Below are 15820 nucleotides of genomic sequence, written 5' to 3'. Positions count from 1 at the left end.
CCCGGCCGCCGGCGGCCCGCCACCCCCGGGCCGGGCCGCCGTCATGGGCGGGGAACGCTACTCCGCCAGCCACTCCGCGCAGGAGTTCAGGTTCCGGTTCACGGTGGCCACGGCGTCGTCCTCGTGCCGCCGCTCAATGGCGTCCAGCAGGGTTTCGTGGCCGTCCCGGGGGAGCCCGTTGAAGCCCGGCCGGAGCTGCTGGGTGAGCAGGTCCTGGTGGAACGCGGTCCCGAAGCTGGCGTACAGCTCATGCAGAAGAGGGTTGCCGGAGGCCTGGGCCACGCCTTGGTGGAACTGCCAGTCGGCGTCGGCCCACGCCTCGACGTCGCCGTTCTTCCAGGCCTGGTCCCGGGCGGCGAGGAAGGCGCGCAGGGCCGTGACGTCGTCGTCCGTGGCATTCCGGGCGGCCAGCCGCGCAGCCTGGGTGTCCAGGCCCAGCCGGACCTCGAGGATGTGCTGCTCGGTATGGTCCTGGTAGAGCCGCCGAGCGGCACCGGACATCTCGTTAGTGGCCCGCACGTAGGTGCCGTCGCCCCGGCGGACCTCCAGCATGCCGCCGTGGGCCAGGGCCTTCACCGCCTCGCGCAGGGTGCCGCGGGAAACCCCCAGCCGGGCCATGAGCTCGGGCTCGGGCGGGATGCGCTGGTTCATGGCCCACTCGCCGGAGTGGACCATCGCCCGCAGCTTGGCGGTGACTTCGGCGGCAAGCGGCGGGCGGACTGAGGGGCTCAAGGACACCGAGCTACTTCCTTTCCGCCGGGCGGGTTCCGGACATCGGGCGGCCCGTGATCAGGTGGGCCACCACGATTTGGACCAAGGCCAGCGCCAGCAGGAGGACCAGCGGCAGGGTCCAGCCGCCGGTGGCGCTGTGCAGCAGGCCCATGCCGAACGGACCCGCCGTCGCCAGCAGGTACCCCGAGGACTGGGCCAGGGTGGACAGCGCTGTGGTCTCGGCGGTGCTGGTCCCGCTGCGGCTGATCATCACCATCACCAGGGGGAAGATGCCCAGGCCGAAGCCGATCAGGACGGCCGGCATGGCCGCCAGCCCCACAGGCAGGACCAGCAGCGCCGCGATCCCGGCCGCCATGGTGATGCTCACCAGGTAGAAGGCCGGGCGCAGCATGCGCGGGCGGGAGCCGATGGCGATCAGCACCATGCCCGCCGGGACGGACACGAGCTGCATCAGACCGAACATGAGCCCGCTGTCCGAGGCGCTCATGCCCATGGTGGTGAGCATGTACGGCAGCCAGCTCAACAGCGCGTAGGCCAGCAGTGCCTGGAGGGTGAAGACCGCGGTGAGGAGCTGGCCTTTCCTGGTCCGCAGCAGGGGCCAGGGAGAGATGTGGGCTGCGGTGCTCCGGACGGTGTGGCGGTGGGCGTGCAGGGCTACGGGGAGGAAGCCCAGGAGTGCCGCCACGGCGGCGATGCCCACCATGCCGACTGCTGCGGACGGCGACCCGAGGGCCTGGGCCAGCGGGACGACCAGGACGGCGGACAGGGTGCCGCCCGTGGTCATGGTCACCGTGTAGACGGCCGTCATGAGCGAAGTCCGGGCGGCGAAGTGTTCGCGGATGAAGGACGGCATGGCCACATTGCACACGGCCAGGCCGGACATGCCCACCACGCTGCCGGCCACGAGCATTCCGGTAGCGGGAATACCGCGCAGCAGGAGGCCGCCGGCCAGCAGGGCCAGGGACAGCAGGATGGCCTTCTCCACGCCGAGCTTGCCGCTCAGCCACGACGTTGCGGCGCCCGCCACCGCGAAGCACAGGGTGGGAATGGATGGGATGATGGCCGCCACCAGCGCCCCGTAGCCCAGGACAGCCTGGAGGTCGTGCAGCAGGGCCGAGGCTCCGGTAATCCCGGCACGCAGGTTCAGCCCGATGAGCACCAGGGCAATCACGCCGAAGACGACGGCGGAGCGCGGCTTGGCGGCCGCGGCGCCGGTGGCGGTGCCGGCCGGGACGGTGGCGGTTGCTGGCGGCGCGGAGGCGGGCGGAGTGGCGGGCATACCATCCAGCCTAAAGGTTAGACGTTTGATGTTTGTGGTTTTGTGGCCAACCTCTCGCCGATGCCGGGGGCTGGCATAGACTGCGAACGGACTGTCGGAAGACCTGGCACGGACCGGGCGGTGCGGAAGGACGGCTGTGGAGGCTTCGCGGGGACTTGAGATCGAGAAGAAGTACGACGTCGACGCCGACGCCGTGGTGCCGGCGCTGGAGCAGGCCGCCGGAGTGGCCCGGACCGGGAAACCCCACACCGACCTCCTCGAAGCGGTCTACTTCGACACCCCCGCCCACGACCTGGCGGCCCGCCGGATCACCCTGCGCCGCCGGACCGGCGGCACCGACGCGGGGTGGCACCTGAAGCTCCCGCCCGCAGCTTCCGCGTCCGCGGGTGAAGGTCCCCAGCCGCGGACGGAGCTGCACGCACCCCTTGGCCGTCCAGACGCCGTGCCGGACAGCCTGCTGGCCCACCTTCACGCCTACCTGCGGGGATCCGTTCCGGTGCCAGTGGTCCGGCTCGAAACCCGGCGCACCACCTACCCCCTGTACGCCGAGGACGGCGTGCACCTCGCCGACCTCGCCGACGACCACGTCACCGCCGAGCGGCTGGCCGGCGGGGACAAGGACACCACCGCGCACGGGCAGTGGCGGGAGTGGGAAGTGGAACTGGTCCACGGTGGCGCTGCCCTCTTCGGGCCGGTGGAAGAACTCCTGGCCGCCGCCGGTGCCCGGCCCGCCGCACACGCCTCGAAGCTGGCGCGCGCCCTGGGCACGGGCAAGGCAGCCGCGAAGCGCTCCAACGGTGCCGCCCCCGACGGCGACGCGCACGGCAGCGGCCCCGGAAGCAGCCCCGCCCTGCTGGCCGGCAAGCGCGCCCCGGCGGCCGCCGTCGTCACTGTCTTCGTGGCCTCGCAGATCGACGAGATCCTCGCCACCGACGCCGCCGTCCGGCTCGAGGAACCGGAATCGGTGCACACCATGCGCTCCTCCGCCCGCCGCATCCGGTCGGTCCTGGCAGCGTACGGCAAGCTGTACAGGGCATCACCGGTGCGCCGGCTCCGGGACGAGCTGAAATGGCTGGGCCGGCTGCTCGGCCAACCGCGCGACGCCGAAGTCCTGCGCGCGCAGCTCCGCGGCCAGCTGGCCGACCTTCCGCCGGCGGAGGGCCTCGCCGAGGCCACGGCAGCGGTTGAGCACCGGACAGGTGAAAATTTCGACGCCGCCTACCGCCTCCTGCAGGAAGCGCTGGCCTCGGCCCGGTACTTCCGGCTCCTGGACAACCTCGAGGATTTCCGCGACAACCCGCCGGTGCGCGCCGACGCGGTCACCTCCGGCCGCAAGGCGTCAGCGAAAGCCGTGGACAAGGGTGCCAGGAAGTTGAAGCGCTCGCACAAGGCGGCCACGCGCGCCCGCCGCGGCACGGACCAGGAACTTGCCCTGCACCGCGTACGCAAGGACGCGAAGCGGCTCCGCTACGTGGCTGAATCAGCCGCACTGGTCCGCGGCAAGCGCGCCGCCAAAGTCGCCAAGGCCGCCCGCCGGCAGCAGAAGATCCTCGGCAGCTTCCAGGACGCGGTGGTGGCCAGGGAACTGCTCACCGCCCTTGCCGGGGACGGCAGCGACCCGGCCACCGCGGCCGTCTACACCGAGCTGCTGAGCCAGCAGGACGCGATCATGCTGGCCGCGCACGCCAAATACCGGAAGGCCCGGAAGAAGTCCCGCGACCTGTTCCGTCGCGGCATCATCTAAGGACGGGTTATTTGCCTTGCCGCGCTGACAACCGCGCCACGGCCAGGGCAAGCCACAGCTGCACCCGGTCCGCGGTAATCGAGGGGTCGTAGCCGGTCAGCTCGGTGATCTGGGCCAGCCTGTACCGCACGGTGTTGCGGTGCAGGGTGAGTTCTTCCGCCACCGCGGCCACCGAGCCGTTGTTGTTCAGGTAGCTCTCCAGCGTGGCCATCAGCTCCGAGCCGTGCGCGGCGTCAAAGGCCCGCAGCGGGTTCAGGGACTCATGCGCCATGTCCGCCAGCGGCACATCCTCGCTGGCCAGCAGCAGCGAGGTCAGGCTCAGCCGCTCGGGCTCATTCACGGGCAGGCCGTGGCTTGCGGCGTCCCGCGCCTCGAAGTAGCTCCAGCGCAGGCCGTTGGGCTTGGTGTACGCCCCGCCGATGCCGATCGTGGCGTGGATTCCGGCCTCGGCCAGGTGGTCGCTCAGCCCGCGGGCCAGCGCCGGTGCCGCGCCGCCGTCGTCATTGACCACCAGCACCAAATCCTTGCCCACGACGGCGGCCACGGCCTTCTGGAGCTCCTGCGGCACCGAGGTGCTCCCCAAGGCCTTGCCGTGGGCGGCGGACACAGCCAGCAGCACCACGTTCTTGCGGGTGCTGTTCACGCCCACGCCCGCCAGGCGGCGCTGCGCCTCACTGGTCTCCAGCGCCCCGTGGATCACGTCCTCCAGCACCTGGCCGCAGAGCGCCCGCTGGGCCTGGCGCTGCTTGACCATGTTGTTCAGCTCCACGCTGATCAGGTTCTGCGCGTACCCGATGATGCCCGTGTCCTCGAAAGGCTGGCGGACCCACAGCGTGCAGGCATCCCGCCGGCCGGTGGGGACGGGGTAGCTGGACCAGGTATCCGCGGACGGGCTGGACGTGCTGCTGTTGTACAGCTGCGCTGCGAACTGGGTCAGGGCAATCTCCGTGCGCAGCATGCCGCCCAAATTCTTCAGCAACTCGGCCAGCCCGCCGCCGGTCAAAAGTGCCCGGGCCAGCACCTGGTGGCCGGCGATCAGACGCTCAAGCTTGGCGTAGTGGTCCGCCGACTGGGCGTCCGCCACCAGCTTGGTAATGGCGATGAACGGAGTCTCGTACGGGACCTCCACCACCGGGAGGCCCCAGCGGTTTGCCTCCGCCAACAGGGCTGGCGGCACGGACTCGTGCGTCAGGCCCACCCCGAATCCGATGCCCACGGCGCCGGCCCGCTGGACCTGGCGGACGAAGCGGCGCTGTTCGGGGGCGGAGCGCAGCCGCAGGCCGGTAGTGAGGACCAGTTCCCCGCCATTGAGGAACCGCTGCGGATCCTCGAGCTCGGTGACGGCCACCCAGTTGATGTCCTGGTTCCAGGTTGTCTCCGCCACGCCCGCCTTGGACAGCTTCAGGGACGTCACGCCCACCAGGGCGGCAAGGGAAATGGCCATGAGCCAAGGATAAACGTGAGCTGGGCAACCGCACTAAACCTATTCCGGAAGGGTGTGCAGGTGGCTATTCACCCCGATGGGGCCCTGGCATAGGCTCAATGCAGTTCCATCCATCCGTCCCGGCCTCCGCCCGGGCGCCGATGGCTCCTACGAAAGAGGTTGCACACCGTGGTCCAAACCTTGCAAAACTTCATCAACGGCGCGTTCGTCACCCCGGCCGGCACCGCCCTGCTGGACGTGGTCAACCCCGCCAACGGCGAGGTGGTGGCACACGCCCCCGTTTCCGTGCAGGCCGATGTCGATGCCGCCATGGCCGCCGCGAAGGACGCATTCCGGACCTGGAAGCACGTCACCCCGGGCCAGCGCCAGCTGATGCTGCTCAAGCTCGCCGACGCCGTCGAGGCCAACAGCGACGAACTAGTTGAGGCCCAGCACCGCAACACCGGCCAGGTCCGCTCCCTGATCGCCTCCGAGGAAGTTGCCGCCGGCGCAGACCAGCTCCGCTTCTTCGCCGGTGCCGCCCGAATCCTGGAAGGCAAGTCCGCCGGCGAGTACTTCGAGGGCCACACCTCCTACGTCCGCCGCGAACCCATCGGCGTGGTGGCCCAGGTGGCGCCGTGGAACTACCCGTTCCTGATGGCCATCTGGAAGATCGGCCCCGCCCTGGCCGCCGGCAACACCGTGGTCCTCAAACCCTCCGACACCACACCCGAGTCCACCCTGGTCCTGGCCCGCCTCGCCGGTGAGATCTTCCCGGCCGGCGTCCTCAACGTTGTCCTGGGCACTGGTGAAACCGGGGCCATGATGGTGGAGCACAAGGTCCCCGGCCTGGTGTCCATCACCGGCTCCGTGCGCGCCGGTATCGCCGTCGCCTCCGGTGCCGCCAAGGGCCTCAAGCGCGCCCACCTGGAGCTGGGTGGCAAGGCTCCGGCCATCGTGTTCAAGGACGCGGACATCAAGAAGAGCGCCGCGGCCATCGCCGAGTTCGCGTTCTTCAACGCCGGCCAGGACTGCACCGCCATCACCAGGGTTTTGGTGGAGGAGTCGGTGCACGACGACGTCGTGGCAGCCATGGTGGAGCACACCAGGACCCTGCACACGGGCTCCCAGAACGACGAAGACAACTACTTCGGGCCGCTGAACAACATCAACCACTTCAACGCGGTCACATCGGTGGTGGAGAACCTGCCCGCCAACTGCCGGATCGAAACCGGCGGGCACCGCGCGGGGGAGAAGGGCTTCTTCTTCGAACCCACCATCATCACCGGCGCCAAGCAGACCGACGACGTTGTCCAGAAGGAAACCTTCGGCCCGGTCATTACCGTGCAGAAATTCAGCACCGAAGCTGAAGCCGTGGAACTGGCCAACGACGTCGAGTACGCCCTGGCCTCCAGCGTCTGGACCACCAACCACGGCACCGCCATGCGGCTGAGCCGGGACCTGGACTTCGGCGCCGTCTGGATCAACACCCACATCCTGCTCACCGCCGAAATGCCGCACGGCGGCTTCAAGCAGTCCGGCTACGGCAAGGATCTCTCCATGTACGGCGTGGAGGACTACACCCGCATCAAGCACGTCATGTCCGCCCTCGACGCCTGACCAGTTTCCGCTGGTTGAGCGTGTCGAAACCCCGGTTGCGACAAGCTCAACCACCAGCACAGAAAGAACCCCAATGACCACCACCGCATCAGACATCACGTTCCGCCTCGAGCAGAAGCGCAACGTCCAGGCCGACTTCCCGGGCCCCAAGTCCGTGGCACTGACCGAGCGCCGCAAGTCCGTGGTGGCTGCCGGCGTCGCCTCCAGCGTCCCCGTCTACGTGGCGGACGCTGACGGCGGCATCATCCACGACGTCGACGGCAACTCCTTCATCGACCTCGGCTCAGGCATCGCCGTGACCAGCGTGGGCGCCTCCGATCCAGCCGTCGTCGGCGCCGTCAAGGAAGCAGTGGAGCACTTCACCCACACCTGCTTCATGGTCACCCCGTACGAAGGCTACGTGGCGGTCGCCGAGCAGCTGAACCGCCTCACCCCGGGCGACCACGAGAAGCGCACGGTGCTCTTCAACTCCGGCGCCGAAGCCGTGGAAAACGCCGTCAAGGTGGCCCGCCTGGCAACCGGCCGGGACGCCGTCGTCGCGTTCGACCACGCCTACCACGGCCGCACCAACCTGACCATGGCGCTGACCGCCAAGGCCATGCCGTACAAGACCAACTTCGGACCCTTCGCGCCCGAGGTCTACCGGATGCCCATGAGCTACCCGTACCGCGAGGAGAACCCCTCCATCACCGGTGCCGAGGCCGCCAAGCGTGCCATCACCATGATCGAGAAGCAGATCGGCGGGGACCAGGTTGCCGCGATCATCATCGAACCCATCCAGGGCGAGGGCGGGTTCATTGTCCCGGCCGAGGGCTTCCTGCCCGCACTTGCCGCCTGGGCCAAGGACAAGGGCATCGTCTTCATCGCGGACGAAGTCCAGTCCGGCTTCTGCCGCACCGGCGAATGGTTCGCCGTGAACCACGAGGGCGTCATCCCGGACATCATGACCATGGCCAAAGGCATCGCCGGCGGCATGCCGCTGTCCGCCATCACCGGCCGCGCCGACCTGCTCGACGCCGTCCACCCCGGCGGCCTGGGCGGCACCTACGGCGGCAACCCCGTGGCATGTGCCGCGGCCCTGGCGTCCATCGGGTCCATGGAGGAATACGACCTCAACGCCCGTGCCCGCCACATCGAGGAACTCGCGCTGGGCCGGCTCCGTGACCTGCAGTCCGAACTGGCTGCTGCCGGTACCGCCGTGATCGGCGACGTCCGTGGCCGCGGTGCCATGCTCGCCGTCGAACTCGTCCAGGCCGGTTCCAAGGAACCCAACCCGGAGCTGACCAAGGCCGTGGCCGCCGCCTGCCTTAAGGAAGGCGTCATCATCCTCACCTGCGGCACCTACGGCAACGTCATCCGCCTGCTGCCGCCGCTGGTCATCACCGACGAGCTGTTGGCGGACGGCCTGGAGGTCCTCGCTGCTGCCATCAAGGCTCACGCCTGACCGGAACGACTCCCTCCGGCAACGCAAAGAAGGTGGGCTCCCAATCGGGAGCCCACCTTCTTTGTGCCTGCGCAGGCCTCTCAGGCGGCGGCCCGGAGCGCGGCCCTGCGGACCAGCGAATTCCGGCGTGCTGTCCTTAACATGTCCACCGTGAGCAGCAGCAGGGCCAGCCACACCACTCCGAACCCGATCCAGCGCTCCACGGTCATGGCCTCCCGGAAGACCAGCAGCGCCACCAGAAACTGCAGCACCGGGGCGAAGTACTGCAGCAACCCGATGGTGGTCATGGGCAGCCGCCGGGCGGAGGCGCCGAAGAAGAGCAGGGGAACCGCGGTGATGACGCCGGAGGCCAGCAACAGCCAGAAGTGTCCGGGGCCTTGGGTGGTCAGCGTGGCGGTGCCACCCACGGCCAGGACAACCATCGCCACGGCGGCCAGCGGGGCCAGGACCATGGTTTCCACGCTGAGGCTGGTAATGGCGTCCACCCTGGAGCCCACCCGGTTCTTGACGAACCCGTAAAGACCGAAGCTGAAGGCCAGCGTCAGGGCGATCCAGGGAAGTTTCCCGTAGGAGTAGGTCAGCACGCCCACGGCGATGAAGCCGACGCCGACGGCGGCCCACTGGAGCGGCCGGAGGCGTTCCTTCAGCACGAACACCCCCAGCAAAACGGAAACGAGCGGGTTGATGAAGTAGCCCAGCGAGGTTTCCACCGCCTGCCCGGTGGTCACGCCGTAGGTGTAGGTCAACCAGTTGATGGCGATCAGGAACGCCGCCACCGCCAACGGACCGAACACCCGCCGGTCCTTCACCGCTGCGGCAAGCACGCTCCAGCTCCGGGTCACCGTGATCAGGAGGGCACAGAACAGCAGCGACCACACCACGCGGTTGGCCACGATCTCGACGGCGCCGGCAGGCATGAGGATGAAGAAATACAGGGGGAGCAGCCCCCACAAGACGTACGCGCCGATGCCGAAGAGCATGCCCGCCGTCGTGTCCTTGGCAACGGGCTTGGGGCCTGTGGTGGCCGCGGGCTTCTGCCCGGCGGTCGGGGACGTGGTGGCTGGGGCGGCGTGGGACGTTCGTTCTGGCATGGGCACGATGTCCATAACAGCAGCCCCGGGGCAGGTATTCCAGCCGGAACACGGGCAAACCGGAAAACAATCAGTAGGCTTTCTTTCATGACATCCGCTTACCGGCCATCCGACGCTCGATGAGACTCCGGCGCAGCAACGCCTCCGGCCGCGGCTACCGCAGGGTGGCCGCAGGAACAGGCTTCAGTTACCGGGACCTTGACGGGTCCACCCTGCCGCCCGGACCCGTGCGGGACCGGCTGGAAAGCATCGGCATTCCCCCCGCGTGGACCGACGTCTGGATCGCCCCGTTCGAGAACGGCCATATCCAGGCAACCGGCCTGGACGCAGTGGGGCGACGCCAGTACATCTACCATCCTGAGTGGCGCGAGCGGAAGGACCGGGTGAAGTTCGACCGGTCCCTGCAGCTGGCCGAATCGCTCCCCGTGGCCCGCCGCAAGGTCACCATGGACCTGCGAAGCGAGGGCTTCAGCCGGGAGCGCGTCCTGGCGGCAGCCTTCCGGATGCTTGACAGCGGATCCCTGCGGGTTGGCTCCGAGCGCTACACCAACGAAAACGGCAGCCGCGGCCTGGCCACGCTGCTGTGTGCCCACGTCCGGGTGCGCAAAGACAGGATCCTGCTGAGCTTCCCTGCCAAGAGCGGCAAGGACTGGGAATCGGAAATCCGCGATCCCGACCTCGCCGACCTTTTGCGCCTGCTTAAGCGGCGCGGATCCAACGCGCGGCTCCTCGCCTACAAGGAGGGCCGCACCTGGCGGCCCGTGACCAGCGCGGACATCAACGCCTATGTGAAGGAGCGGACCGGGTCCGATTTCACTGCCAAGGACTTCCGGACCTTGCGGGGAACCGCTGCCGCAGCGGCCAGCCTGGCACGTACCGGCGCCCTGCGCACGGCCGCCAAGCGGAAGCGCGCCATCAGCAGGGCCATGGTCGAGGCCGCGGAAACCCTGGGAAACACCCCCTCGATCGCCCGCAAGAGCTATGTGGACCCCCGGGTCGTGGACCACTACCACGCCGGCGAAACCATCGATCCGACGCGGCTGGACTCCGCCGAAGCCGAACTCCGGGCACTCCTGTACCGGGAAGGCCAGGTGGTGCCCCTGGCCGCCAACTAGAATGGGGCCTTGTGCGTTGCACCATGCAGCGCATGAATCACGAGCAGGACCAGTTCAGAAGGGCTCCCGGTGACCAATCACAGCGAATCCGCCGCCAACCGACCGCTCCGCGTCGCCATTATCGGCGCGGGACCGGCGGGAGTCTATGCTGCGGACATCCTCACCAAGTCCAGCGGCGTCAAGGACGGCGACTTCCAGGTCAGCATCGACCTCTTCGAGGCCTATCCGGCGCCGTACGGTCTGATCCGGTATGGCGTCGCCCCGGACCACCCCCGGATCAAGGGCATCGTGAACGCCCTGCACAAAGTCCTGGACCGCGGCGACATCCGGTTCCTGGGCAACGTGACCTACGGCCGCGACCTGACCCTGCACGACTTCCGCGCCTTCTACGACGCCGTGATCTTTTCCACCGGCGCGGTCAAGGACGCAGACCTGGACATCCCGGGCATCAACCTCCATGGCTCCTTTGGCGGAGCGGACTTCGTGTCCTGGTACGACGGGCACCCGGACGTTCCGCGCGAGTGGCCCCTCGACGCCAAGGAGATCGCGGTCATCGGCAACGGCAACGTGGCCCTGGACGTGGCCCGCATGCTGGTCAAGCACCCGGAGGAACTGCTCAGTACCGAAATCCCGGACAACGTCTACCAGGGCCTGAAGGCGTCTCCCGTTACCGACGTCCACGTCTTCGGCCGCCGCGGGCCGGCCCAGGTCAAGTTCACCCCGCTGGAGTTGCGGGAGCTCAGCCACATGGACGACGTCGACATCGTGCTCTACCCGGAGGATTTCGAATTCGACGACGCCTCCGACGAGGCCATCCGAAGCAACAACCAGATCAAGACCATGGTGAACACCCTCACCAACTGGTTGGTGGAGGAGCACGCCGAAGCCGAGAACCCGTCGTCCCGCCGGCTGCACCTGCACTTCCTGCACAGCCCGGTTGAGGTGCTCGACGACGGCACGGGCAAGGTGGACGGGATCAAGTTCGAGCGGATGCAGCTGGACGGGACCGGAAACGCCAAGGGCACGGGGGAGTACGTTGAATACCCCGTCCAGGCTGTCTACCGCGCCATCGGCTACCACGGCTCGGCGCTCGACGAACTGGAGTATGACGCCAAGCGCGGCGTCATCCCGAACGAGGGTGGCCGCGTCCTGGACGCCGATGGCAAGCCCGTCCCCGGAATCTACGCCACCGGCTGGATCAAGCGCGGCCCCGTCGGCCTGATCGGGCACACCAAGGGTGATGCCCTGGAGACCATCGGGTTCCTGCTGGAGGACCGGCTGAACCTCCCGGCGGCCCGCAATCCGGATCCGCAGGCCATCATCGACCTCCTGGAGGAGCGTGGCATCGAATACACCACGTGGAAGGGCTGGAACAAGCTCGACGCCCACGAGGCCGGCCTCGGTGCTGCCTGGACCGGCCCCGAAGGGCTGGACCACGTGGTGCGCGAACGCATCAAGGTGGTCCCGCGCGAGGAAATGATCCGTATCTCCCGCGGCTGACGACCATTCCCGGGAGGTTATTCCAGGCGGTGGTAGGTTGCTCCCATGCCCAGCTCTTTGATTGAGGTTCGACGCAGCTACACACGGGATCAGCAGGTTGCCTTGATCGACGCGGTCCACGGGGCGCTCGTGGCCGCGTTCAAGATTCCGGAGGAAGACCGGTTCATTCGCGTGCTCTCCTACGAGCCGCACCTAATGGTGAATGGGCTCGCTGCGGGAGTCGCCGACGGCTACACGCGGGTGACGATCGACTGCTTCGCCGGACGATCGATCGAGGCAAAGCGCAACCTTTACCGGCAGATCGTCGAGCGCCTCGAAGTGCTCGATATTGCGCCGGGGGATGTTTCGATTCTGCTTCGCGAAAGCCCGCCTGAGAATTGGGGCGCCGGCGGGGTCGCCGCCAGCGACTACGACCTTGGCTTCGACATCCACGTGTGACAGCCAAGGTGGGCTGTCCGAACCGGCCCAATTTCGTTACTGCCCACCCTAGCCGCAATTCAATATTAGGGTTAATGTAATTAACATGAATATGGCCGGGGCTGGAACCCGTCCCTACAGCTCACCCAAACGCGCCTCGGCTGCGGCCCGGACGGGTTACCGCATCCTGCAGGCCACCGAGGACCTGTTCATGGAGGGGCCGCTTGCCGATGTCACGTTGAACGCCGTGGCGGAGCGGGCGGGCGTCACTGTCCAGACCATCATCCGCCGGTTCGGCGGCCGGGCCGGCCTGATCCGCGCCACGGCAGAGTCAGCCGCCGCGCGCGTCTCGGCCCAGCGAAATGCAGTTCCCCCCGGTGACGTCCATGCCGCCGTCGAAAACCTGCTCGACCACTACGAAACCACCGCCGCGCTCGCCCTGAAACTGCTCGCCGAGGAACACTCGTCCGCGGACCTGGCCCCTATCACGGGGGCGGCCCGCCAACTCCACCGGCAATGGTGCGGACGGGTATTTGCGCCATTCCTGGAAGCCATGGCGGGTACGCCGGACCATGACCGCCGGCTGGCCCAGTTCGTCGCCCTCTGCGACGTCTACACCTGGAAACTGCTGCGCCTCGATGCCGGGCTCAGCCGCGACCAGGTGGCACACTCCCTGCTCGAAATGCTGGAACCCTTCACCCGGAGGCCCTGATGTCCACCGTCCTTGCCTACACCTCGCCCGCCATCGGCCACCTCTTCCCCATGGTTCCCCTGCTCGGGGAACTCAAAGCCCGGGGCCACGACGTGCACGTGCGTACCCTTCGCCGGCAGGTTCCCATGCTTACGGCGTCAGGGTTCCACGCCGGGTCCGTGGACGGGAGGATCCTTGCGATCGAGGCCACGGACTACAGGGCCGGAAACCCCAAGGCTGCCTTGGCTTCCAGCGTTGAGACGTTCACCAGCCGCGCCCGTTTCGATGCGCCGGACCTGCAGCGGGCCATCGCCGACGTCGGCCCGGACCTGCTGCTCATCGACATCAACGCCTGGGGAGCACGGATCCAAGCCGAGTCATCCGGCCTTCCCTGGGCCACCTTCAGCCCCTACACCCCGCCGCTGCAATCGAAGGGAACGCCGCCCTTTGGTCCCGGGCTTGCCCCCATGAACGGCCCGTGGGGGAGGGCCCGCGATGCCGTGGCTCGCCGCCTGGTCATTGGCGCGGTGGAAAAGCTGATGCTGCCGCGGATCAATTCACTTCGGGCCGAACTTTCCGGAGGCAGGCTTCCCCCGGTGACCGGCGCCGACTCTATGTTCCGCACCGCGCCTCTGATGCTCGTGGCGACCTCCGAGCCGTTCGAGTATCCCCACCCGGACTGGGGCGCCGACGTGCGCATGATTGGCGCACTCGCATGGGAGCCGCCGGCCGAACCTCCCGCCTGGCTTGGAGAGGCCACCCACCCCGTGGTCCTGGTGACCACGTCCTCCGAGTACCAGGCGGACGAAGCCATTGTGCGGACCGCGCTGGCGGGACTTGCCGGGGAGCCCTTCACCGTCGTCGCCACCCTGCCTGCAGCCCAGGCCGGTTCGGCCGGTGCCGCCAAGGCCGCCGGCATGGACCGGTTCGGGCCCCTGCCGGCCAATGCGCGGCTGGAGCACTTCGTCCCGCACGGGCCCGTGCTCGACCGGGCAGCGGTTGCCATCACCCACGGCGGAATGGGGGCAACGCAGAAGGCCCTGTCCAAGGGAGTGCCGGTGGTGGTGGTTCCGTTCGGCCGCGACCAGCACGAGGTGGCGGCCCGGGTGGTGGCGGCCGACGCCGGGGTGCGGCTGGGGCGGAAAAACCTCACCCCCGAGCGGCTCCGGGCAGCCGTTTACCGGGCCCAGGGGAAAGCGCCGGGCGCGCGGCGGGTCGCCGCCGGCTATGCCGCCGCCGGGGGAGCCGCGGCGGGCGCGGATGCGTTGGAGGAACTGGTCCGGGTGCGCCGATGACACGGCGGTGTTGTTTGGCTATGCTGGCTGGGCCACCCTCCAGCGCTGCCTCGCCGGACAAGACCCCGGAACGGGAGTTCGATGACGAACCTGCTCCACCCTGAACCGCGCCAGCGTGCCGCACTGGCCGGGCACGAGCGCCTCGGGTCGGACCCCGGCAACCTCACCCCCGAGATCCCCGGCCTGCGCAACCTCATCAGGGAGTCCTGGCAGCGGTCGGCAAGCTTCAAGGCCAACCCTGACAACGCGGCCGCGCCGCTGGCACTCGACTGGGACCAGTTGGAGGACTACCGCCGGCAGCACCCGCTGGCCGCGATCATGCCGGTCATCAACAAGCTGCTGGTCCAGCCCAGCCACGACAGCGGGCTCCTGGTTGCGGTGGGCGACGAGGTGGGCAGGCTGCTGTGGGTGGATGGCGACCCCACCCTCCAGCGCCGCGCCGAAGGCATGATGTTCGTGCCCGGTGCCGACTGGTCCGAGGCCAGCGTCGGCACGAGCGCGCCGGGCACCGCCCTCGCCCTCGGCAGGGGCATCCAGATTGCCGGCGCCGAGCACTACCAGCGGACGGTCCACCCCTGGAGCTGCACAGCCGTCCCCTTCCACGACCCCGACTCCGGCGCCGTGCTCGGCGTCGTGGATATTACCGGAACGGCCACCGCGGTGGCTCCCCACACCCTGTCGCTGGTGGAGGCCACCGTTGCTGCCGCCCAGGCGCAACTGCGGGTGGAGCGCCTGCAGCTCGCGGCGGAGCTCGCCAGGAAACCCGTCCGGCGGCGGTCCCCGGCTGCCGCCGGCCGCAGCGGCAGTGCCACGGAAGGCAGCCTTTACCGCAACAGCCTGCAGCTGCTTGGGCGGGACCAGGCCCTGCTCAGCCTTGGTGGCAGGACCGTTTCGCTTTCCGCGCGGCACAGCGAGATCCTGGCCCTGCTGAGCGCGCATCCGGAAGGACTCAGCGCCGAGGAACTCTGTTCGCTGCTGTACCCGGGGGAGGGCTCCTCCATCACGCTTCGGGCCGAGATGGTCCGCCTGCGCAAGGTAGTCCAGCAGCTGAGCCCCGACGCTGTTCCAGGCTCACGTCCGTACCGGCTCCCGCAGGATCTGGTGCCGGACACCGGCCAGGTGCTCAGCTGCCTGCAGCGCGGTGCGCACCGAATTGCCCTGGAGATCTACCGCGGCGAGGTACTGCCGCGCTCGGAGGCACCGGGCATTCTCGACCTCAGGAACAGGGTGTCCTCCCTGCTCCGGGAAGCGGTCCTCACGGACGGCAGCGCCGAGTCCCTGCTCAAGTACGCTGCGCTCCCGGAGTCAAGGGACGACGTCGTCATCCGCCGTGCCGCGCTCCGCCTCCTGCCGCCTCGCTCACCCAAGCGGGCCGCTGTCGTGGCCGACCTGGAACGGCTGGAAGCCGAACTGCGCGCCTAAAACCAGGCCTGCCCGGTGGCTGAGGCTGTCGAAACCGGGCTTCGGCA

General features: G+C 68.6%; 13 protein-coding genes. 9 read left to right on the top strand and 4 right to left on the bottom strand.

Annotation, left to right across the window (positions count from 1 at the left end):
- Positions 1 to 57: 57 nt before the first annotated feature.
- Together ACFVVC_RS18060 and ACFVVC_RS18055 are read right to left on the bottom strand one after the other, a co-directional pair.
- Positions 58 to 738, bottom strand: a complete 681-nt coding sequence (locus tag ACFVVC_RS18060; RefSeq protein WP_387456294.1) for a FadR/GntR family transcriptional regulator — start codon at positions 736 to 738, stop codon at positions 58 to 60.
- Between the two features lie 4 nt (positions 739 to 742).
- Positions 743 to 2011, bottom strand: a complete 1269-nt coding sequence (locus ACFVVC_RS18055) for an MFS transporter (RefSeq protein ID WP_387456292.1) — start codon at positions 2009 to 2011, stop codon at positions 743 to 745.
- A 136-nt stretch (positions 2012 to 2147) separates the two neighbouring features.
- Between ACFVVC_RS18055 and ACFVVC_RS18050 the strand changes: the two genes are divergently transcribed.
- Positions 2148 to 3755: a CHAD domain-containing protein gene (locus tag ACFVVC_RS18050; RefSeq protein ID WP_387456289.1), complete on the top strand. Its 1608-nt coding sequence runs from the start codon at positions 2148 to 2150 to the stop codon at positions 3753 to 3755.
- Positions 3756 to 3762: 7 nt separating this feature from the next.
- Here ACFVVC_RS18050 and ACFVVC_RS18045 read toward each other — a convergent pair whose 3' ends face one another.
- A complete protein-coding gene (locus tag ACFVVC_RS18045; RefSeq protein WP_387456286.1) occupies positions 3763 to 5199 on the bottom strand; it encodes a PucR family transcriptional regulator in 1437 nt (478 codons plus the stop codon).
- A gap of 168 nt (positions 5200 to 5367) precedes the next feature.
- On the opposite strand from ACFVVC_RS18045, the gene ACFVVC_RS18040 reads away from it, so the two are divergent.
- Together ACFVVC_RS18040 and gabT are read left to right on the top strand one after the other, a co-directional pair.
- A complete protein-coding gene (locus ACFVVC_RS18040; RefSeq protein ID WP_387456284.1) occupies positions 5368 to 6798 on the top strand; it encodes an aminobutyraldehyde dehydrogenase in 1431 nt (476 codons plus the stop codon).
- 73 nt (positions 6799 to 6871) lie between these two features.
- A complete protein-coding gene (gene gabT, locus ACFVVC_RS18035; RefSeq protein ID WP_387456281.1) occupies positions 6872 to 8242 on the top strand; it encodes a 4-aminobutyrate--2-oxoglutarate transaminase in 1371 nt (456 codons plus the stop codon).
- An 80-nt stretch (positions 8243 to 8322) separates the two neighbouring features.
- On the opposite strand, the gene rarD is transcribed toward gabT, so the two are convergent.
- Positions 8323 to 9333, bottom strand: coding sequence for an EamA family transporter RarD (gene rarD / locus ACFVVC_RS18030; protein ID WP_387456278.1), 1011 nt, complete (start codon positions 9331 to 9333; stop codon positions 8323 to 8325).
- Between the two features lie 119 nt (positions 9334 to 9452).
- Between rarD and ACFVVC_RS18025 the strand changes: the two genes are divergently transcribed.
- From ACFVVC_RS18025 to ACFVVC_RS18000, 6 genes are all read left to right on the top strand, one after another.
- Entirely contained in the window at positions 9453 to 10448 is a 996-nt protein-coding gene (locus ACFVVC_RS18025; RefSeq protein WP_387456276.1) for a DNA topoisomerase IB, read from the top strand.
- Between the two features lie 69 nt (positions 10449 to 10517).
- Positions 10518 to 11948, top strand: coding sequence for an FAD-dependent oxidoreductase (locus ACFVVC_RS18020; protein ID WP_387456273.1), 1431 nt, complete (start codon positions 10518 to 10520; stop codon positions 11946 to 11948).
- 45 nt (positions 11949 to 11993) lie between these two features.
- Positions 11994 to 12386 (top strand): tautomerase family protein, encoded by a 393-nt coding sequence (locus ACFVVC_RS18015; protein ID WP_387456270.1) that lies wholly within the window; start codon positions 11994 to 11996, stop codon positions 12384 to 12386.
- Positions 12387 to 12471: 85 nt separating this feature from the next.
- The gene (locus ACFVVC_RS18010) at positions 12472 to 13077 is read left to right on the top strand and encodes a TetR/AcrR family transcriptional regulator (protein WP_387456267.1); all 606 of its coding nucleotides are present in this window, start codon (positions 12472 to 12474) and stop codon (positions 13075 to 13077) included.
- Positions 13077 to 14351 carry a glycosyltransferase gene (locus tag ACFVVC_RS18005; protein WP_387456264.1) on the top strand — a complete coding sequence of 425 codons (1275 nt, stop codon included), beginning with the start codon at positions 13077 to 13079 and terminating at the stop codon, positions 14349 to 14351. The genes ACFVVC_RS18010 and ACFVVC_RS18005 overlap by 1 nt, the downstream gene beginning before the upstream one ends.
- 81 nt (positions 14352 to 14432) lie before the next feature.
- Positions 14433 to 15773, top strand: a complete 1341-nt coding sequence (locus ACFVVC_RS18000; RefSeq protein ID WP_387456261.1) for a GAF domain-containing protein — start codon at positions 14433 to 14435, stop codon at positions 15771 to 15773.
- The last annotated feature ends 47 nt before the right edge of the window (positions 15774 to 15820 follow it).

The sequence above is a fragment of the Pseudarthrobacter sp. NPDC058196 genome (assembly GCF_042882685.1).
GTDB lineage: Bacteria > Actinomycetota > Actinomycetes > Actinomycetales > Micrococcaceae > Arthrobacter.
This window is presented reverse-complemented; position numbering and strand designations above follow the sequence as displayed.